We start from the raw sequence: 18,489 nt of genomic DNA on the forward strand, positions 1-18,489 counted from the left end.
TGGCATCCACGCGGACTATTCCTCCAAGTAAGCCCATAGAGAAGAGGAAGCCCGCCATGCCGTTGCCCCGCCTAAGCCTTCCACTATTGTGTCTGCTGGCCCTTGGGGCCCAAGCCGCGCCCAACCCGCCTTTCGACCCCACCCCGCTGCCCTGGCAGGAACTGGCCGCCCGCCTGCGCCACACCTACTACACCGGCGGCGTGCACAATGAAAAGTGGTGCCTGCCGCCCTTCAACTGCACTTATCCGCGCCAGCCCGGCCAGCCCAGCAACCCGCTGTTTCCCAAGTGGTGGGTCAGCGAATGGACCATGTACCGGGTGTTCAAAAACTACGAACAATATCCGCCGCCCTACGCTTCGCCGCCGGCCGGCCTGAGCCCGGACGACTACGAAGTGTCCTACGGCGCCAGCTACTACGACGCCAGTTACGTGCCTGCCGACGGCGATGGCGCAGGCGCGATGATGGAACACTACGACAAGCGCTGCCTGCCAATCTTCCCCGGCAGCAACCACTACAGCTGCAGCTTCGTCTCGCTCGGCAACAAGGCCTATTTCCTGCGCTACGCCGATAGACCGCCCGGCACGCCGCAATGCTGCCAGTTTTCGCTGAACAACCACCCGCCGCGGCAGGACTTCATCCGCCACCTGCCCTACAACCAAGCGGAAAGCAGCCATCTGGACAACAGCCTGCAAGCCTACTCACGGCTGGTGGGACCGCAGAAAATCCTGTTCGGCTACGCCTTCAACAAAAAAGCGGCGCGCGACTCCGGCGCGCCCGCCGGCAAGCCCTACCGCCATCCGCAATCGTTCTACTTCTCCGGCGACCCCAGCCCGGAACCGGACGCCCCGATCGTCAGCCAGAACTACGACAATTTCCGCGCGGAGAAACCCGACCCGGCCAAGACCTGGAACCAAGTGGCGCAGATGTGCCCGGCCAAGCCGGAATGGTGCTGTCTGTTCGCCAGCGACTGTCCGGACAAGCCCAAGTCCGAGGAGGCCAATCCCAAGTCCTGGGCCACCGCCAAGCCCTAAGCCACCAGAGCGGCCAGTTGCCGGTCAAGCACCGCCGCCTGCCGCCGCAGCAAATCGGCAAACTGCTGCGGCAGCGGCGAGGCCGGGCGGAACTGCGGCAGCGCCAGCTGCACGCAGAAGGGAATCGACGCCGCCAGCGGCCGCACCGCCAGGCCATTGCCGGCCTCCGCCAGCGCGGTTAGCGGATTGACGATGGCCAGGCCCAGTCCCAGCCGCACCATCGCGCACACCGAAGCGGCGCTGTGGCTGGACAGCTGCAGCCGCCGTTCTACCCCCTCGCGGGCGAACCAGGCATCCACCTGCTGGCGGTAACTGTCGCTGGCGGCCAGGCTGATGAAGGACTGCCCGGCGAAGTCCGCCGCCCGCAGCCGGTTTTTCGCCGCCAGCGGATGCCCCTCCGGCAGCACGCACAATTCATCGCCCTGCCACAAGGGCTGCAGCTGGCAGCCGGCCGGCGCCTGCTGCTGTTCGGTCAGCCCCAGGTCGAAGCGTTGCGCCGACAGCCACTCCTCCAGCCACGGCGACTCTTGCGGGCTGATGTCGATGCCGACATCGGGAAAACGCTCGACGAACTCCGCGCATACCGCCGGCAACAGCGCCTGGGCGAACACCGGCAGGCAGGCGATGGCCAGTTGGCCGCCGGCGAACTGGCGGATGGCGGCCGCGCTGCCGACGATGCGCTCCAGGCCGACAAAGCTGCGCTCCACCTCGGCAAACAGCTGCAGCGCCTGCTGGGTGGGCCGCAACCTCCCCCGGCTACGCTCGAACAGCACCAGCCCCAACAGCTGTTCGCAACGCGCCAGCTCACGGCTGACAGTGGGCTGAGAGGTATGCAGCAGGCGCGCGGCGCCGCTGACGCTGCCGCTGGTCATCACTGCGCGGAACACTTCGATATGACGCAGATTAATGGACATGGCCAGCCCCGATAAAAATCAATCCATATCATAAATGAAAGACATAGCCACAAATTGCTATTTTATTTTTGCTAAAAAGCGGCTGATGATGGGACAAACCTATCCGGAACCATCAGCATGCACGCATTCGACACCCGCCAGCTCGCCGACATCGCCCGCCAGCACAACGCTCCCTTGTGGGTCTACCACGCCGGCACCATCCGCCAGCGCATCGCCGAACTGCGGTCGTTCGACGTGATCCGCTACGCGCAGAAGGCCAACTCCAACATCCACATCCTGCGGCTGATGCGCGAACAGGGCGTGAAAGTGGACGCGGTGTCGCTGGGCGAGATAGAGCGCGCGCTGGCCGCCGGCTACCAGAGCGGCGGCGAAGAGGCCGACATCGTGTTCACCGCCGACGTGCTGGACCACGCCACGCTGGCCAAGGTGGTGGAGCGCGGCATCCCGGTCAACGCCGGCTCGATAGACATGCTGAGGCAACTGGGCGCAGTCTCCCCGGGCCATCCGGTGTGGCTGCGCATCAACCCCGGCTTCGGCCATGGCCACAGCCAGAAAACCAATACCGGCGGCGAAAACAGCAAACACGGCATCTGGCACGCCGAGCTGGAGCAGGCGCTGGCGGCGGTCCGCCAATACAAGCTGAAACTGGTGGGCGTGCACATGCACATCGGCTCCGGCGTCGACTACGGCCACCTGCGGCAGGTATGCGGCGCGATGGTGGAACTGGTTGAGCGACTGGGCTGCGACATCGAGGCCATTTCGGCTGGCGGCGGCCTGTCCATCCCCTACCGCGACGGCGAAGTCCGCATCGATCCCCAGCACTATTTCCAGCTGTGGGACGAGGCGCGGCGGCGGATAGCGGCCCGGCTGGGCCACCCGTTGCGGCTGGAAATCGAACCCGGCCGCTTCCTGGTCGCCGAGTCCGGCGTGCTGCTGTCCGAAGTGCGGGCGGTGAAAAACATGGGCAGCCGCCATTTCGTGCTGGTGGACGCCGGCTTCAACGACCTGATGCGGCCATCGCTGTATGGCAGCTACCACCACATCTCGATTCTGGACCGCCAAGGCGCGCCTAAATCCGGCAGCATCGACACCGTCGTCGCCGGCCCCTTGTGCGAATCCGGCGACGTGTTCACCCAACAGGAAGGCGGCACGGTGGAAATCCGGCCGTTGCCGCCGGCCGAGATCGGCGACTGGCTGGTCTTCCACGACGCAGGCGCTTACGGCGCCAGCATGTCCTCCAACTACAACAGCCGGCCGCTGCTGGCCGAGGTTCTGGTCGACGGCGACCAGGTCCGCCAGATCCGCCGCCGCCAGACCATGGCCGAGTTGCTGGCGCTGGAAGCCTGACCCTGGGCAACACATGCGAAAAAGCCGGGCGACGCCCGGCCTTTTCGCACATTCCTTCATCCTTGGGGATGATCAGCTTTTCTGTTCCATCTTGTTGATCACGAACTTGACGCCCGGAACCTGCTCGGCGATCTGGCCGGCCTTGAACATCTGCTGGTCGTCGCTCATCTGGCCTTCGATGGTCACTTCGCCCTTGCTGCTGCTGACCTTCAAGTCCAGCGCCTTCAACTCGGAATCGGCGTCCAGCGCCTGCTTGACGGCGGAGGCCAACTCGGCATCGGTCGGCGCGGCCACGGCAACGGCGCCGTCGGCGTAAGCGTGGCTGGCGAAAGCGCCAGAGAAGGCCAGTGCGGCCAGCAGCAGGGTTTGGCTTGCAAAACGTTTCATCATCTTCTCCAATTTCTCGCGACAAATGCCGGCTGGCACGATCCACATCCGGCGGACCACACGGAACGCCACCATGTTAGCGGTGAAACTTTTCCGTTTTGTTGCAACTCAATGACATTGAGCCAACTGCAACATTCCAGCGACACGCTGCGCGACACGCAGGTTACAATCCACCCCATCCATCAAGAGAAGGCCGCCACGGCCAGTAGGCATGACGCACATCCTGTCCCCGAAACGCTGGCCGCTATGGCTGGCCTTGTTGATCCTCGCCGGCTGTGGCACCACCCCGCCCAGCAGCTTCCCGCAACACCCTTCCAGCGGCAATGAAACCAGCAGCCTGGCCGCCCTGCCCGCCTGGAACAGCCAGACGCTGGAGGATTCGCTGCAAGCGCTGAAGCAAAGCTGCAAGCCGCTGCAGAAGAAATCGGCCTGGAGCGGAGTCTGCCGCGAAGCCGGCCAATTGCAGGAAAACGACGGCGACGCCGTGCGCCGCTTCTTCGAAAACCGCTTCACCGCCTGGAAGCTGCATGACGGCAACCGCGACAGCGGCCTGGTCACCGGCTATTACGAACCGCTGCTCAGCGGCAGCCGCACCCGCTCCGAGCGCACGCCGTGGCCGGTATACGGCGTGCCTCGCGACATGGTCAGCGTCGACGTCCCCGCCAGCCAGCGCGGCCGCGGCGCGCTGCGCGCCAAACAGGCCGCGCCGGGCCGGCTGGTGCTGGCCGCCTCCGGCGATATCGAGATCAACCCGGCCGACTTCCCCGCCGACCCGCGCGGCAGCCGGCTGAAGGGCCGGCTGTCGGGCTCGCGCCTGCTGCCCTATTTCACCCGCGGCCAGATCAATCAGGGCAGCATCAGCGGCAATGCGCCGGTGATCGCCTGGGTGGAAGACCCGGTAGAGCTGTTTTTCCTGCAGGTGCAAGGCTCCGGCCGCATCCAGTTGGACGACGGCAGCTTCATCCACGTGGGTTTCGCCGACCAGAACGGCTATCCCTACCAGTCGATAGGCAAGTGGCTGGTAGACCAGCGCCAGATGACGCTGGGCGACGCCTCGATGCAAGGCATCAAAGACTGGCTCGCGCGCAATCCGCAACGCCGCGACGAACTGTTCGCGGTCAACCCCAGCTATATCTTCTTCAAGGTCATGCCGGGCGACAACGGCGGACCGGTAGGCGCGCTGGGCGTGCCGCTGACCGGCGGCTACAGCATCGCCGTCGATCCACGCTACATCCCGCTGGGCGCGCCGGTCTACCTGTCCACCACCTGGCCACACTCCACCCTGCCGCTGACGCGGCTGGTGCACGCCCAAGACACCGGCAGCGCGATCAAGGGCGCCTTGCGCGCCGACCTGTTCTGGGGCTACGGCACCGAAGCCGGCATGTACGCCGGGCGGATGAAACAGCAAGGCAGCATGTGGCTGCTGCTCCCCAAAGGGCTGACGCCCGCCTCCGCGCTGTGATAAAACGGGGCTCCGGCCCCGTTTCCGTCCCGACCTACAGCGATACCAGCACCACCATCCCCAGGCAAACCAGCACGGTGTATATCAGCAGCAAACCCAGCGTCCGCAAGGCGAGCGCGAACTTGCCGCCGCCATACACCCGACGCTGCGCCAGCCACAAATAAACCGGCGTGCCGGCAAAAAACAGCCAGGCGGAAACCGCTGTCAAAACGAAACCCAGGCACAACACCAGAAACAGCCAGGCATGGAAATGCAGCGTGAACACCAGGTGCATGCCATACACCCGGTGCCGGCCGAAATAAGCCAGCCGCAGCAATAATGCGAACAGCGGCATCAGGCTGAACAACACAAACGGCGCGTGGCCGCGCAAGGAATGCAATAGCTCGGCATTGGCCTCTTCCGGCTGCTCGCGGAATCTTTTGACCTCCTTGCCCAGATGATCGCCCCAGCGTTTCAGCCAAAGGTCGGATAGCTGGTTTCCGGTACTCAGGATTACCGAGTCTTGGCTGGAGTCCCCGCCAAATGCCGCCCGCACCTCCGGATCGCTTGCCACGGCCTTGGACAAGGAAGCCGTCTGCGGACTCGCATCCGATTTATCGAAATACACCATCGCCCCGCCCGCTAGCCCAAGCAGCACAAAAAAGAAGAAGCTGATGGTCAGATAGAGCTGAAGCGGTTTGACGTAACGCTGCCGCCGCCCCAGCAGATATTCTTCGGTCAAACGGCCCGGTTGCGCCGCCAGCAGCCACAGGCTGCGCGTCAGCGCACTCTCCATGCTGACATGGTGGTGCAGATACTCATGAATGAACTCCCACAGCGTGGGAATCTTGATATGGGTCTTCTGGCCGCATTCCGGGCAGAACCGGCCGCTGACCGGGTGGTTGCAATTGGCGCAATGGCCGGATGAGGAAGATTGGCGCGGGCACATGGGCAGACTGGCGGACGAAAAGGCGAATCTTAGCCCCGCCCCAATCATGCCAAAAACATTTTTAATCCAGACTATTTACCTTCGCGTCGCCCACCGCTTCCAGCGCGGACGGCTCGCTTAAACGCCCCAGCCGCACCAGCCGAGCGGAGATCGCGCTGCGGCTGCGGCCGTGGTCGGCCGCGATCTGTTTCAAGGGTAGGCCGGCGTCGAAAGCCTGCAACAGCTGATTATCCTCCAGCTCGGACCAGGGATGGCCGCCGTGGTCCGGCAAGGCGCGCCGCGCCTGCTCCCGGTTCTCCACCAACTGCAACGCGCGCGCCGCCAGAAACAGCGCCCGTATTACACCAGGCTGGTTGAACACCGCCTGCGGCGGCAATAATTCTCCGCCATCCGGATCCACTCCATTGGCGAGAGCTTCTACGATGCGGCGGGCTTCGGCTGGCGACACGGAGCAGGCTCCTTTGGCGGTTTGATGGCTGGCACAGTCTTGCATAGGCGGAAAATCATAGCACCGGCATGAAACCACGCCAGCCTGCCCCTCTGATCAGGCCATCCGCCATCGCATCCAACGCGCGCAGCTTGCCGCCACCACCTGCAGCACCCTTCCGTTGTCCGCATCCTCCACCCAGGCGGCCACCCCGCTGAAAGCCGGCCGCTGGCCATTGGCAAATTGCAAATGCCCCGCAGCATGGTGCGGCCAATCCATACCCGCCTCACGCTGCCAGATCTCCACCGGCAGCTCCTCAGACAAACGATTGCCCAGCCCATGCCATAGCGTGGAGCCAACATCGGCCATGGTTTCCACTAGATGCGCCATTTCACTTTCCATATAGGAGGATGGCGTTAATGACTTGGAGATTGGTCATGCTGACGTTGCCTCGCTGTTGTGGCAGGCAATGTTGGATGCGAGAAAACTATTCAGGGATCAGTTCCATGCCGACACTATCTCAGATCAAGTGCCAGCATGGAGATTAGTGTTAACAGGCCCTAGTCATTTTCAATAAATTTTAAAATTATTTATGCAACTTGCCGTGGGCGCGGTCAGCCTACATTCTTTCAAGATAACAAATCTTGTTGACAATAGAAAAACAACCTGTGCATAATAAAAAAGCAGGATCTTCAAGCGCCATATCTATCGACACCTCGTTGCCCACCCAGCTGGTCTTCATTGTTTCCTTATCTATTCCTTGACTATCATGCTTTTCGGCATTTTATTGCCCTTAACCGACACAAGGAGTAAATTATGGAAACTGGTATCGTTAAATTTTTCAATGACGCAAAAGGTTTTGGCTTTATCACCCCGGACAATGGTGGTGATGATCTGTTCGCTCATTTTTCTGAAATTCGCGCCGATGGATTCAAATCGCTGAATGAAGGCCAAAAAGTGAGCTTCACCAGAGCCATGGGCCAAAAGGGTCCGGCAGCATCTGGCATTCAGCCTCTCTAAATTATTGCTGCTATTAAAAAAGCCCCTAGTGGGCTTTTTTTTTGCCTAGGCCTTCCATTTTGGCATCACTGGATAGCCACGCCAAGTGGCGCCATCCCTGGGCATTGTTGTAACCATTGTGAACTGTCCCGGCTCCTGCAGGCATTCCTGCCTTATGATTGGTCTGGCTTGACAAAGACATGCAATGGCTGGCCGAGTCCGCCGGCAACAACGGCCGGCCTGCCAAATATACCGACACTGCCATCCAGTCCATCTTGCTGCGGACCCCGATGAAATCCGCTGACTGGCGCCTCATTCTGTTCGCGAGCCTATAAGCTCGGCACCTGATACAGGTTTCACAAGTCTCGGCCCTACCTGGTTTGTCATCACACTTGATTGCCTGCGCAACCTTTCAACGCAATTCCTATGGCTTGTTTACCTTGCCGGTAGCAGGTCATGGCCTAATGCTGATGTGGTTTGCCTGATACGCCTGCTCTCTGACCAGCACCGCCCAGATCGTTCTGACTATCTTGTTAGCTTGCGCCACGATCACTACATTCTTGGCCCGCCGCTGACTAACCTGTACCAACCAAGGACATGTCTCGGATCGGCAGTAATACACTGCACGCGCACCGTGTATCAGTAGGGTGCGCAAGTCGGCATCACCCCGCCTGCTGATGCCGTGCAGATTGATCTTGCCGCCGGAGCCCGTTTGCCTGGAAACCAGCCCCAGCCAAGCGGCAAACTCGCGTCCGGACTTGAGTACTTTGGCATCGCCCATTGCCGCGACGGCAGCAGTAGCAGTCAACAAGCCACACCTGGGATTTCAGCAATCGCCTTGGCCTTGGCATCTGTATGCATCCATTGGCGCAAGCGGCTTTCAATCGCATCAATCTGCTGATCCAGCTGGGTCAAACCACGCCATTGCTCGCGAAAGGTGTCGATTAGCATCGCTGGCAGTCGTTCTGCCAAACGAGCCAGGATGCATCGATAGCACCAGCATCCCGTTTCTCGGCGAAGGCGAGTGGAAACGCAAAAAGCACGGCGCCGAAGATGGTCGGCAGTGGCGCAAGGCACACCTGAGCATTGACGCCGAAACGCTGGAAATCCGAGCTATCGAGGTGACCGGCAACGGTGTGGGCGACGCGCTGATACTGCCGGAGTTGTGAATGCAACTGGCGGAGGAGCCGGCTGCCACGGCGACGCTGGATGGCGCCGATGACGCACAGGGTCGTTACGCTGCGCTGTTTGGCCGAGGGATCATGCCGGAGATTCCGCCGCGCAAGAACGCCAAGCCGTCGAAGTCGAAAATCACCGGCAGCAAGGTGCGCAACGTCGCGATCGCGGCGTGCAAACGCTTGGGGCGGCGAATCTGGAAGCATTGGAGCGGCTATCACCGCCGCAGTCTGGCGGAATTTCAAGCGACCGGGTAGCCGGGTGATGGCGCGCACCTTTGATCGACAGGTGGCGGAACTGCAAGTACGCGCGGCGTTATTGAACCATTTTATCGCTCTGGGCTGCCGAAGACCGTGGCAGCAGCAGCGATGGGCTGAATTCGCCCTGGGCAAGGAGACGCACGTTCTTGGGCGGGGTCATGCAACAAAGCCCAGTCACGTCATGATGAACGGCGGCAACATCCTGATACCGCAAAGAGCGCTGGGCCACCACAACCTCACCATGACCATGCGCTACGCCCATCTTTCGCCCGATCATCTGAGCGCAACCCGCAAACTGAACCCACTACGCGCGTTGAACCTTTGCTGAACCCGACAAAGCAAAAAGGGCTGCGCTTGCGCGCAACCCCTTGAATTTTTGGTGGGCCCCCGAGAGTCGAACTCGGCACCAACGGATTATGAGTCCGCTGCTCTAACCAAGCATGAGCTAGAGGCCCAGAGCGCGCAATTATAGCAGGTAAAAAGAAAAATCCCCAAGCCCTTTATTCAGGATGCTTGGGGATTCTTTACAAGACAGGCTGGCTGCTTACTGGCCGCCCGGCTCGTTGTCGAGGAAACTGCGTAGGCGCTCCGAACGAGTGGGATGACGCAGTTTGCGCAACGCCTTGGCTTCGATCTGGCGGATGCGCTCGCGGGTCACGTCGAACTGCTTGCCCACCTCTTCCAGCGTATGGTCGGTGTTCATGTCGATGCCGAAGCGCATGCGCAGGACTTTCGCCTCGCGCGGGGTCAGCGTGTCCAGCACTTCCTTGGTGGCGTCCTTCAGGCTGGAGTACATCGCAGCATCGGACGGCGCCAGGTTGTTCTGGTCTTCGATGAAATCGCCGAGATGGGAATCGTCGTCGTCGCCGATCGGGGTTTCCATGGAGATGGGCTCCTTGGAAATCTTCATGATCTTGCGAATCTTCTCTTCCGGCATCTCCATCTTCTCGGCCAGCTCCGCCGGATCGGGCTCGCGGCCGCTTTCCTGCAGGATCTGCCGCGAGATGCGGTTCATCTTGTTGATGGTCTCGATCATGTGCACCGGAATGCGGATGGTGCGCGCCTGGTCCGCGATCGAGCGGGTGATGGCCTGGCGAATCCACCAGGTGGCGTAGGTCGAGAACTTGTAGCCGCGGCGGTATTCGAACTTGTCCACCGCCTTCATCAGACCGATGTTGCCTTCCTGGATCAGATCCAGGAACTGCAGACCGCGGTTGGTGTACTTCTTGGCGATGGAGATCACCAGGCGCAGGTTGGCCTCGATCATTTCCTTCTTGGCGCGGCGAGCCTTGGATTCGCCCGCCGACATCTGGCGGTTGATCTCCTTCAGCGCCTTGATCGACAGCATCGCGCGGTCCTGCAGATCCGACAGGCGGGTCTGCTTCTCGATGATGGCGTGCTTGAAGCGGGTCAGCGCCTCGCTCCAGGCCTTGCCGGAATCGATCTCTTTTTCCACCCAGTCAAGCTTGGTCTCGTTGCCCGGGAACACCTTGATGAAGTGGGCGCGCTCCATGCGCACGCGGCTGACGCAGATATCCTGGATATCGCGCTCGTAAGTGCGGATCTCGTTGACGCGGCCGCGCAGCGACTCACAGAGGCTTTCCACCTGGCGGGTGGCGAAGCGCACCAGCATGAACTCGGTGGTGATCGCGTCCTGCAGCTCCAGGTATTCCTTGCTCTGATGACCCTTGCTGTTCAGCACCTTGACCATCTTGTCGAACAACAGCCGCACGCCGGCAAAGTGCTCCAGCGCTTCCTGCTTCAGCTCTTCCAGATTGGCGGCGGCGTCGGCGTCGGCGTCGACCTCCTCGGCCTCCTCGTCCTCTTCCTCCTCCTCGTCGAGCAGCTCGTCGTCGGCATCAGGCTCGACGAACTGGGGGTCCTGCTCGGTCGGAGCATTGAGGTCGATGAAACCGTCCACCACTTCGTCGACGCGGATTTCATCGCGCGCCACGCGCTCCATCAGCTCCAGCACCTCGGCGATGGTGCCGGGGCAGGCGGAGATGGCCTGGATCATGTACTTGAGGCCGTCTTCGATCCGCTTGGCGATTTCGATTTCGCCTTCGCGGGTCAACAGCTCCACCGAACCCATTTCGCGCATATACATGCGCACCGGGTCGGTGGTGCGGCCGAACTCGGAGTCGACCGAAGACAGGGCCGCCTCGGCTTCTTCCACCGCATCCTCGTCGGCGACCGCCGGCGTGGCGTCGGACATCAGCAAGGTTTCAGCGTCCGGCGCTTCTTCGCATACCTGGATCCCCAGACCGGCAATCATCGTGACGATGTTTTCGATCTGCTCGGCGTCGGATACGTCTTCCGGCAGGTGGTCGTTGATTTCGGCGTAGGTCAGATACCCACGCTCTTTGCCCAGGGCGATCAGCTGGCGCAAGCGTTTCCGCTGCTCTTCCAGGCTCATCACTTCCTGTTGGCTGTCCTGCACATCTTTCTGGTTTTCGGGAGAGGCCGCCATTTCGCTTCCTGCTTGAAAAAAAGCCGAAAAAAACAGTTGATTATAACACAACTACCTGGGTTTTTCCGCCGAACCTGCTAGTTCGGCGACGAGAACATTTCCCGCCACAACTGGCCGAACAGGGCTTTTTCCTCGGAAGTCAGCCCTTCGTGCCGGTCCTTCAGTTTTAGCCGCTCCAACTGCGCGGCATGCAGCATTTTCAACAGCTTGGCGTTGCCGTCCTGGAACAGCTGCCGGTCGTCCTCGCTGGGATCGGCAAACTCGTCCGGGTCCTGCATCGCCTGCTGCAGCACGCTGTCTATCAGACCCTCGTAGGGCGTGCCGCGCAGGCCTTCTATCAGCTGCGCGGTATTGGGCTCTTCGCCATGCTCCTGCACTCGCTCCGCCAGCATCGCGAAGCAGGCCAGTTCGTCGGACAGCGCCATGCTGTCCGGCAATTGCACGTCTCCGGCCCAGCCGGGGTTCATCAACAGCCACTTGATCAGTTTTTTGACCATGGTGGTGTTGATCTGGCGCTGCGATTCGGCCGGCAGCTTGTAATCGCGCCGCCCGCTCCTGCTCCGCTCGGCCCTGGGCTTGCCGCCGGTGAGCATGTCGAACTCGTCGACTTCCACCCCGGCAAGTTCGGCCAAACGCTTCTTGATGATGAAGCCCAGCGCCGGCGCGCTGATCTGCGCCAACAGCGGCGCCGCGCGGCGAATCAGGTCGGCCTTGCCCTCCGGCGTGCTGAGATTGACCTCCCGGCACAGCTCGCGGGTGAAATACACCGACAGCGGCAGGCTTTCCTGCTCCAACAACTGCTCAAACGCATCCGTGCCGAATTCGCGGACATAGCTGTCCGGATCGTGCTCGGACGGCAAGAACAAAAAGCTCAGCGACTTGCCGTCCACCAGCTGCGGCAGGCTGTTCTCCAGCGCGCGCCAAGCCGCCTTCAAGCCGGCCTTGTCGCCATCGAAACAGAAATACACCTGATCGGCATGCTTGAGCAGCTTGCGCACATGCTCGCCGGTGGTGGCGGTGCCCAGCGTGGCCACCGCGTAGCCGACGCCGTACTGCGCCAGCGCCACCACATCCATATAGCCTTCGACCACCAGCACCCGGTTTTTATCCCGTATCGCCTGGCGCGCCTCGTACAGGCCGTACAGCTCGCGGCCCTTTTCGAACAACGGCGTTTCCGGCGAATTCAGGTACTTCGGCTCGCCCTTGCCCAGCACCCGGCCGCCGAAGCCCACGATGGCGCCGCGCTGGTTGCGGATCGGGAACATCAGCCGGTCGCGGAAGCGGTCGTAACGACGGCCGCTGTCCTCGGCCACGATCACCAGCCCGGCCTCCACCAGTTTTTCATCCTGGTAGTTGTCGGTGATTGCCTCCAGGTTCTGCCAGCCGTCCGGCGCGTAGCCCAGGCCGAAGCGCGCGGCGATTTCGCCGGACAGCCCCCTGCCCTTGCAGTAGGCCACCGCATTGGGCCCGCTTTTCAGCTCGCGGCGGTAGAAATCGTTGGCCAGCTGCATCAGCTGTTCCAGCGACACCTGCTTCTCGCGCGCCTTGCGGCTGGCTTCAGGATTGACCACCCGCTCGTTGGGCACCTGCATGCCTATGCCTTCGGCCAACAGCTTGACCGCGTCGACAAAGCCTATGCCCTGGTACTCCATCACGAAGCCGATGGCCGAACCGTGCGCGCCGCAGCCGAAGCAGTGATAGAACTGCTTGCTGGGACTTACCGTAAATGAGGGCGATTTTTCCTTGTGGAAGGGGCAGCAGGCCATATAGTTCTGCCCGCCCTTCTTCAAGGGAACGTAGCGGTCCACCACGTCGACGATATCGACGCGGGACAGCAGCTGATCAATGAAATCCTGCGGAATCAAAACAGCGCGACCCGACTACGCTCAGGCACTGAGCGTGGCCTTGATCAAAGCGGACACCTGCGCCATGTCGGCGCGGCCGGCCAGTTGCGGACGCAGCGCGCCCATCACCTTGCCCATGTCCTGCATGCCGGCGGCGCCGGTTTCGGCCACCGCCTTGACGATCAGCGCCTTGATTTCGGACTGGCTCAACTGCTGCGGCATATAAGCCATCAGCACGTCCATCTCGGCCTGCTCCTTGTCCACTAGGTCCTGACGCTGCGCGGTCTGGTACTGGGCGATCGAGTCGCGACGCTGCTTGATCATTTTGTCGATGACGGCGATGATGCCGGCGTCGTCCAGTTCGATGCGCTCGTCCACTTCCCTTTGCTTGACGGCGGCCAACAACAGGCGAATCGCGCCCAGCTTGCCGGTTTCCTTCGCCTTCATGGCGGACTTCATGTCGTCGGTGATGCGAACTTTGAGGCTCATGTCGTGCTCACTAGGATGCAGGCACTGCCCTGGGGCAGCAGAAGAGGGAATTCGGAAGTACAAATGGCAAAACCGCAGGCATGGCCTGCGGTCCTGCTTGGTGCCGGGAAGCTCTTAGTAGAGTTTCGGCGGCAGCATTTGGCTGCGGATGCGCTTGTAGTGGCGCTTAACCGCAGCAGCGTGCTTGCGCTTGCGCTCGGTGGTCGGCTTCTCGTAGAACTCGCGGGCGCGCAGTTCGGTCAGCAGACCAGTCTTTTCCACAGCGCGCTTGAAGCGACGCAGAGCAACTTCAAACGGTTCGTTCTCTTTAACGCGAATATTCGGCATTTACTTAAGGGTCCTTAGATTTCTTTAGGGCGCGGCCAGGGCCGCCGCCTGTAAAAACAGCATTTTAGCAATGTTACTGCATTTGTAAAAGTCTGAAACGACAACGTCAGGTCATCTTGTGGTGTTTTGCGCGGTTTGGCGCGGCCAGCCTGGGCCATGAACATCACGACTTGACGGAAGAAATCACCCCCTCACTAGGAGAACTTGGCGTTGCACTATAAAAACGTTTCGGCATCCGACCGGCCAGATAGGCGGCTCGGCCAGCTTCCACGGCCAGTTTCATTGCATGCGCCATCAGCACCGGTTGCCGGGCGCCGGCAATCGCGGTATTCATCAGTACGCCGTCGCAGCCCAACTCCATCGCAACCGCCGCATCGGAGGCGGTGCCCACGCCGGCATCCACCAGCACCGGGACTTTGGACTGCTCGATAATCAGTTGCAGGTTCCACGGATTGAGTATCCCCATGCCGGAACCGATCAAGCTGGCCAGCGGCATGATCGCGCAGCAACCGATCTGCTCCAGCTCGCGCGCGACGATGGGATCGTCCGAGGTATAGACCAAGACGTCGAAGCCCTCCGCCACCAGCACTTCGGCGGCCTTGAGGGTTTCTTTTACATTGGGGTACAGATTGTTCGGATCCCCAGCACTTCCAGCTTGACGAAACGATGGTCGTCGAGAAGCTCCCGGGCCAGCCGCAAAGTCCGGATGGCGTCCTCGGCGGAGTAGCACCCCGCCGTATTGGGCAGCAGGTTATACCGGTTCTTTGGCAAAAAGTCCAACAAATTCGGCTCGTTAGCGTTTTGCCCCAGATTGACGCGGCGGATCGCCACGGTGACGATTTCAGTGCCGGCGGCGTCCAGCGCCTCCGCAGTTTGCTGAAAATCCCGGTACTTGCCGGTCCCCACCAACAGCCGCGAACTGAATGTCCTGCCGGCTATCACCAGTTGATCGCTCACCTGCTTCCCCTTCCCTTCGATACGGTAAGACAGCCTCAGCCTCCGCCGACGGCCACCACGATTTCCAGCTCGTCGCCGTCGGCCAGCGCCGCCTGCGGATACTGGCTGCGCGGCACGATCTCGCCGTTGCGCTCCACCGCCACCCGCTTGCCGGTCAACTCCAGCGCCACTACCAGTTCGGCCAGCGTCGACACGCCGACGAAGCGCCTGGCCTCGCCGTTGATATGCAGATTCAACTGATTCATCTTCTCTCCACGCGTTGCACCACCCCCAGCTGGCGGACGGCGTTCAGCACGCGCTCCAGATGCTCGACGCCTTCCACCTGCAGGCGGAAGTGGATGTTGAACAGGCCATCGCCATCGCGGCTGCTATCCTGGGTGTCGGCGCTCTCTATATTGGCCGACGCCTGCGAGATGGCGGTGGCGATATCGGCCAGCGCGCCGCGCTCGTTACGCGACAGCACGCCGACGGTGACGCCGAACATCCGGTCGCGCTGCGCCTCCCAATTCACTTCCAGCAGCTTGTCGTGGTCGGCGCGGCGGGCGTTCGGGCAGCCGGTGCGGTGTATCACCAGGCCTTGGCCTTTGGTGATCACGCCCAATATCTCGTCGCCGGGCAAGGGATTGCAGCAAGGCGACAGCTGCACCATGCCGGCCTCGTTGCCGCGGATGGTGATGGGGCCGACACGCACGCCCTCGCCCAGCCTCTCGCCGGCCAGCTCCAGCATGCGGCGCGCCACCACGATGGGCAGCAGCTTGCCGGTGCCGATTTCGGCCAGCACATCGTCGAAACTGCTCATCTTCTCGCCGTAGGCGGCGAAATATTCCACCCGGAGGTCGTCGCTGACCGCCAGCGGCGTGGTCGCCAAGGCGCCAACTGCTTGGCGCAGCAATTTCTCGCCCAGCGCCACCGCTTCCTCGCGCTGCAGGCTCTTCAGGTAATTGCGGATGCCGGAGCGGGCGCGGCCGCTCTGCACGAAGGCCAGCCACGACGGATTGGGCTTGGCTTGGGTGGAGGTGATGATCTCCACCGTGTCGCCGTTGCGCAGCACGGTGCGCAGCGGCACCAGCGCGTGGTTGACGCGGGCGGCGATGCAGCGGTGGCCGACGTCGGTATGCACCGCGTAGGCGAAGTCCACCGGAGTGGCGCCCTGCGGCATCACCATGATCTTGCCCTTGGGCGTGAACACATAGACCTCGTCCGGGAACAGGTCGATCTTGATGTGTTCCAGGAACTCGACCGCGTCGTCGCTCTCCTCCTGCATGTCCAGCAGCTTCTGCAGCCACTGGTGCGTGCGCTGCTGCGCGGTGTTGACGCCGCCGCCGCTCTTGTACATCCAGTGCGAGGCGACGCCGGCCTCGGCCACACTGTGCATTTCGCGGGTGCGGATCTGCATCTCCACCGGCGTGCCGTAGGGGCCGAACAGCGTGGTGTGCAGGCTCTGATAGCCATTGCCCTTGGGAATGGCGATGTAATCCTTGAATTTGCCGGGAATCGGCTTGTACAGACTGTGCAGCGCGCCCAGCGCCAGATAGCAGGCGGGAATGTCGTTGACCACCACGCGGAAGCCGTAGATGTCCAGCACCTCGGAGAAAGACAGATGCTTCTCCTGCATTTTCTTGTAGATGCTGTAGAGGTTCTTCTCGCGGCCCTTGATGGTGGCTTCGATATTGCTCTGCACCAGGCGCTGGCTGACCGCCTGCAAAATCTTGTTGACCACTTCGCGGCGGTTGCCGCGCGCGGCGCGCACCGCCTTGGACAGCACGCCGTAGCGGTGCGGGTGCAGATGCTTGAACGCCAGGTCCTGCAGTTCGCGGTAGACCTTGTTCAGACCGATGCGGTTGGCGATCGGCGCGTAGATTTCCAGCGTTTCCAGCGCGATGCGGCGGCGCTTGTCCTCGCGCATCGAGTCCAGCGTGCGCATATTGTGCAGCCGGTCGGCCAGCTTGACGATGATCACACGGATGTCGCGCGCCATCGCCAGCACCATCTTGCGGAAGCTCTCCGCCTGCGCGGCTTCCTTGGTCTGGTATTCCAGCCTTTCCAGCTTCGACAGGCCGTCCACCAGATCGGCGACGATCTTGCCGAACTTCTCGATCAGCGTCGGCTTGGTGACGCCGGTGTCTTCCAGCACGTCGTGCAACAAGGCGGCCGCCAAGCCCTGCACGTCCAGCCGCCATTCGGCGAGCATAGTCGCCACCGCCAGCGGGTGGGTGATGTAGGGTTCGCCGCTCTTGCGGGTCTGGCCTTCGTGCGCCTCGCGGCTGACCGAGAAGGCCAACCGGAGCAGCTCGATGTCTTCCGGCTTGAGATAACGCGCGGCATTCCCGAAGAACGCCGCCGCGTCGGAGTCGATCAGGGCGTTGTAGTCAATGCCTGTCTCTATGCCGGTGCCCATCATCTACTCCGTCCAGCAATCAGGCCTTGCCGCGATTGAGGATTTCCTTGCCGACATGGCCGGCTGCGATTTCACGCAGGGCGACCACGGTCGGCTTGTGTCGGCCCGGCTCTACGAAAGAGGTGGCTCCGGAGGCAACCTGACGCGCGCGGTAAGCGGCGGCCAGAGTCAGGTCAAAACGGTTCTGGATGCGGTCCAGGCAGTCGTCAACAGTAATGCGGGCCATGGTTTCTCTCAGCTAGATGTAAGGGTTATGGGGTTCACTATATCGAATTTTCGCCTTTGCAATACAGCAAGGACGGACTATTTTTACTGCGCGCCGGCGCTGCCCATGTAACGGAACATCTCGGCCAGGCGGCGGCACTGCACCTCGCTGCGCAGACGGCGCGCGCGGACGATGCTGATCAGGTCCTGGCGGGCGCGTTCGAAGTCGTCGTTGACCACGATGTAGTCGTACTCGGCGATCTTGTCGATCTCGGCGCGGGCGGAGGCCAGCCGGCGCAGGATGACGTCTTCGGTATCGGTATCGCGGCCGCGCAGACGGCGCTCCAGCTCTTCGATCGAGGGCGGCGCGATGAAGATGCCGACCGCGCCGGGGAAGACCTTGCGCACCTGCTCGGCGCCCTGCCAATCGATTTCCAGCAGGATGTCCTGGCCAACTTCCAGCCGGCTGCGTATCCATGGCGCGCTGGTGCCGTAGCAGTTGCCGTAGACTTCGGCGTGCTCGAGGAAATCGCCGCGCGCCACCATGGCGTCGAAGACGGCCCGGTCGACAAAGTGGTAATGCTTGCCGTCGATCTCGCCCTTGCGCGCCGGACGGGTGCTGTAGGACACCGACAATTCGACGCTGGGCTCGGCCTGCAGCAGAGCGGCCACCAGGGAAGTCTTGCCGGCGCCGGACGGCGCAACCACGATGTAAATGTTCCCGATAGGCTGGCTCATAAATACAAACGTTTGCCGGAGAGTAATTTTTCAGGATAGCACAGCGGGGCGGCGATTGTTAAGCAGAGACATATTTTCACGTCAAGATTTAGGTGTTTCAGACCCTGCTGATCGATAATGCCGCCGTTTTC

General features: G+C 61.8%; 18 protein-coding genes, 1 tRNA gene and 3 pseudogenes. 6 read left to right on the forward strand and 16 right to left on the reverse strand.

Annotated elements, in window-relative coordinates; genetic code table 11:
- The first annotated feature begins 56 nt into the window (after nt 1-56).
- Nucleotides 57-1,031, forward strand: coding sequence for a hypothetical protein (locus BI344_RS11825; RefSeq protein WP_139166973.1), 975 nt, complete (start codon nt 57-59; stop codon nt 1,029-1,031).
- Here BI344_RS11825 and BI344_RS11830 read toward each other — a convergent pair.
- Complete coding sequence (locus tag BI344_RS11830) at nt 1,028-1,945, reverse strand: LysR family transcriptional regulator (protein ID WP_071113153.1); 918 nt, start codon at nt 1,943-1,945, stop codon at nt 1,028-1,030. The genes BI344_RS11825 and BI344_RS11830 overlap by 4 nt on opposite strands.
- A gap of 117 nt (nt 1,946-2,062) precedes the next feature.
- On the opposite strand from BI344_RS11830, the gene lysA reads away from it, so the two are divergent.
- Nucleotides 2,063-3,292: a diaminopimelate decarboxylase gene (lysA, locus tag BI344_RS11835; protein ID WP_071113154.1), complete on the forward strand. Its 1,230-nt coding sequence runs from the start codon at nt 2,063-2,065 to the stop codon at nt 3,290-3,292.
- 72 nt (nt 3,293-3,364) lie between these two features.
- Here lysA and BI344_RS11840 read toward each other — a convergent pair whose 3' ends face one another.
- Nucleotides 3,365-3,679 carry a BON domain-containing protein gene (locus BI344_RS11840; RefSeq protein WP_083370191.1) on the reverse strand — a complete coding sequence of 105 codons (315 nt, stop codon included), beginning with the start codon at nt 3,677-3,679 and terminating at the stop codon, nt 3,365-3,367.
- 211 nt (nt 3,680-3,890) lie between these two features.
- Between BI344_RS11840 and mltA the strand changes: the two genes are divergently transcribed.
- Entirely contained in the window at nt 3,891-5,141 is a 1,251-nt protein-coding gene (mltA, locus tag BI344_RS11845) for a murein transglycosylase A (RefSeq protein WP_071113155.1), read from the forward strand.
- A gap of 34 nt (nt 5,142-5,175) precedes the next feature.
- Here mltA and BI344_RS11850 read toward each other — a convergent pair whose 3' ends face one another.
- The 3 genes from BI344_RS11850 to BI344_RS23885 all read right to left on the reverse strand — a co-directional run bounded on the left by BI344_RS11850 (nt 5,176) and on the right by BI344_RS23885 (nt 6,886).
- Entirely contained in the window at nt 5,176-6,069 is an 894-nt protein-coding gene (locus BI344_RS11850; RefSeq protein ID WP_071113156.1) for a DUF3667 domain-containing protein, read from the reverse strand.
- Nucleotides 6,070-6,130: 61 nt separating this feature from the next.
- Nucleotides 6,131-6,517: a hypothetical protein gene (locus tag BI344_RS11855; RefSeq protein WP_139166975.1), complete on the reverse strand. Its 387-nt coding sequence runs from the start codon at nt 6,515-6,517 to the stop codon at nt 6,131-6,133.
- Nucleotides 6,518-6,613: 96 nt separating this feature from the next.
- Nucleotides 6,614-6,886 (reverse strand): hypothetical protein, encoded by a 273-nt coding sequence (locus BI344_RS23885; protein ID WP_071113158.1) that lies wholly within the window; start codon nt 6,884-6,886, stop codon nt 6,614-6,616.
- A 426-nt stretch (nt 6,887-7,312) separates the two neighbouring features.
- Between BI344_RS23885 and BI344_RS22950 the strand changes: the two genes are divergently transcribed.
- Together BI344_RS22950 and BI344_RS26145 are read left to right on the forward strand one after the other, a co-directional pair.
- Nucleotides 7,313-7,516 (forward strand): cold-shock protein, encoded by a 204-nt coding sequence (locus BI344_RS22950; protein WP_083338705.1) that lies wholly within the window; start codon nt 7,313-7,315, stop codon nt 7,514-7,516.
- Between the two features lie 158 nt (nt 7,517-7,674).
- Nucleotides 7,675-7,830: a transposase gene (locus BI344_RS26145; protein WP_420837162.1), complete on the forward strand. Its 156-nt coding sequence runs from the start codon at nt 7,675-7,677 to the stop codon at nt 7,828-7,830.
- Between the two features lie 119 nt (nt 7,831-7,949).
- Here the strand turns inward: BI344_RS26145 and BI344_RS11865 are convergent.
- A pseudogene (locus tag BI344_RS11865) lies at nt 7,950-8,479 on the reverse strand (transposase); the annotation flags it as partial.
- A gap of 2 nt (nt 8,480-8,481) precedes the next feature.
- Here BI344_RS11865 and BI344_RS25245 point away from each other — a divergent pair.
- Nucleotides 8,482-9,048 (forward strand): annotated as a pseudogene (locus tag BI344_RS25245) (IS5 family transposase); the annotation flags it as partial.
- 260 nt (nt 9,049-9,308) lie between these two features.
- Here the strand turns inward: BI344_RS25245 and BI344_RS11885 are convergent.
- The 10 genes and pseudogenes from BI344_RS11885 to gmk all read right to left on the reverse strand — a co-directional run bounded on the left by BI344_RS11885 (nt 9,309) and on the right by gmk (nt 18,358).
- A tRNA-Ile gene (locus tag BI344_RS11885) sits at nt 9,309-9,386 on the reverse strand.
- A gap of 89 nt (nt 9,387-9,475) precedes the next feature.
- On the reverse strand, nt 9,476-11,401 hold the full coding sequence (gene rpoD, locus BI344_RS11890; protein WP_071113163.1) for an RNA polymerase sigma factor RpoD: 1,926 nt from the start codon (nt 11,399-11,401) through the stop codon (nt 9,476-9,478).
- 77 nt (nt 11,402-11,478) lie between these two features.
- A complete protein-coding gene (gene dnaG / locus BI344_RS11895) occupies nt 11,479-13,266 on the reverse strand; it encodes a DNA primase (protein WP_071113164.1) in 1,788 nt (595 codons plus the stop codon).
- Between the two features lie 21 nt (nt 13,267-13,287).
- Complete coding sequence (locus BI344_RS11900) at nt 13,288-13,734, reverse strand: GatB/YqeY domain-containing protein (protein ID WP_071113165.1); 447 nt, start codon at nt 13,732-13,734, stop codon at nt 13,288-13,290.
- 114 nt (nt 13,735-13,848) lie between these two features.
- A complete protein-coding gene (gene rpsU, locus BI344_RS11905; protein WP_043578765.1) occupies nt 13,849-14,061 on the reverse strand; it encodes a 30S ribosomal protein S21 in 213 nt (70 codons plus the stop codon).
- Between the two features lie 163 nt (nt 14,062-14,224).
- Nucleotides 14,225-15,018: pseudogene (locus tag BI344_RS11910) on the reverse strand (thiazole synthase).
- Between the two features lie 35 nt (nt 15,019-15,053).
- Entirely contained in the window at nt 15,054-15,263 is a 210-nt protein-coding gene (thiS, locus tag BI344_RS11915) for a sulfur carrier protein ThiS (RefSeq protein WP_204378004.1), read from the reverse strand.
- On the reverse strand, nt 15,260-17,416 hold the full coding sequence (locus BI344_RS11920) for a RelA/SpoT family protein (protein ID WP_071113166.1): 2,157 nt from the start codon (nt 17,414-17,416) through the stop codon (nt 15,260-15,262). The genes thiS and BI344_RS11920 overlap by 4 nt, the downstream gene beginning before the upstream one ends.
- A gap of 19 nt (nt 17,417-17,435) precedes the next feature.
- On the reverse strand, nt 17,436-17,642 hold the full coding sequence (gene rpoZ / locus BI344_RS11925) for a DNA-directed RNA polymerase subunit omega (protein WP_071113167.1): 207 nt from the start codon (nt 17,640-17,642) through the stop codon (nt 17,436-17,438).
- An 83-nt stretch (nt 17,643-17,725) separates the two neighbouring features.
- On the reverse strand, nt 17,726-18,358 hold the full coding sequence (gene gmk / locus BI344_RS11930) for a guanylate kinase (protein WP_071113168.1): 633 nt from the start codon (nt 18,356-18,358) through the stop codon (nt 17,726-17,728).
- Nucleotides 18,359-18,489: the final 131 nt, after the last annotated feature.

This window comes from Chromobacterium sphagni (assembly GCF_001855555.1).
Classification (GTDB): Bacteria; Pseudomonadota; Gammaproteobacteria; order Burkholderiales; family Chromobacteriaceae; genus Chromobacterium; species Chromobacterium sphagni.

What these genes read in the sequence shown, in the direction of transcription:
- BI344_RS11825 (WP_139166973.1), top strand. Translation starts at nt 57, where the DNA reads ATGCCGTTGCCCCGCCTAAGCCTTCCACTATTGTGTCTGCTGGCCCTT.
- BI344_RS11830 (WP_071113153.1), bottom strand. Translation starts at nt 1,945, where the DNA reads ATGTCCATTAATCTGCGTCATATCGAAGTGTTCCGCGCAGTGATGACC.
- lysA (WP_071113154.1), top strand. Translation starts at nt 2,063, where the DNA reads ATGCACGCATTCGACACCCGCCAGCTCGCCGACATCGCCCGCCAGCAC.
- BI344_RS11840 (WP_083370191.1), bottom strand. Translation starts at nt 3,679, where the DNA reads ATGAAACGTTTTGCAAGCCAAACCCTGCTGCTGGCCGCACTGGCCTTC.
- mltA (WP_071113155.1), top strand. Translation starts at nt 3,891, where the DNA reads ATGACGCACATCCTGTCCCCGAAACGCTGGCCGCTATGGCTGGCCTTG.
- BI344_RS11850 (WP_071113156.1), bottom strand. Translation starts at nt 6,069, where the DNA reads ATGTGCCCGCGCCAATCTTCCTCATCCGGCCATTGCGCCAATTGCAAC.
- BI344_RS23885 (WP_071113158.1), bottom strand. Translation starts at nt 6,886, where the DNA reads ATGGCGCATCTAGTGGAAACCATGGCCGATGTTGGCTCCACGCTATGG.
- BI344_RS22950 (WP_083338705.1), top strand. Translation starts at nt 7,313, where the DNA reads ATGGAAACTGGTATCGTTAAATTTTTCAATGACGCAAAAGGTTTTGGC.
- rpoD (WP_071113163.1), bottom strand. Translation starts at nt 11,401, where the DNA reads ATGGCGGCCTCTCCCGAAAACCAGAAAGATGTGCAGGACAGCCAACAG.
- BI344_RS11900 (WP_071113165.1), bottom strand. Translation starts at nt 13,734, where the DNA reads ATGAGCCTCAAAGTTCGCATCACCGACGACATGAAGTCCGCCATGAAG.
- rpsU (WP_043578765.1), bottom strand. Translation starts at nt 14,061, where the DNA reads ATGCCGAATATTCGCGTTAAAGAGAACGAACCGTTTGAAGTTGCTCTG.
- thiS (WP_204378004.1), bottom strand. Translation starts at nt 15,263, where the DNA reads ATGAATCAGTTGAATCTGCATATCAACGGCGAGGCCAGGCGCTTCGTC.
- BI344_RS11920 (WP_071113166.1), bottom strand. Translation starts at nt 17,416, where the DNA reads ATGGGCACCGGCATAGAGACAGGCATTGACTACAACGCCCTGATCGAC.
- rpoZ (WP_071113167.1), bottom strand. Translation starts at nt 17,642, where the DNA reads ATGGCCCGCATTACTGTTGACGACTGCCTGGACCGCATCCAGAACCGT.
- gmk (WP_071113168.1), bottom strand. Translation starts at nt 18,358, where the DNA reads ATGAGCCAGCCTATCGGGAACATTTACATCGTGGTTGCGCCGTCCGGC.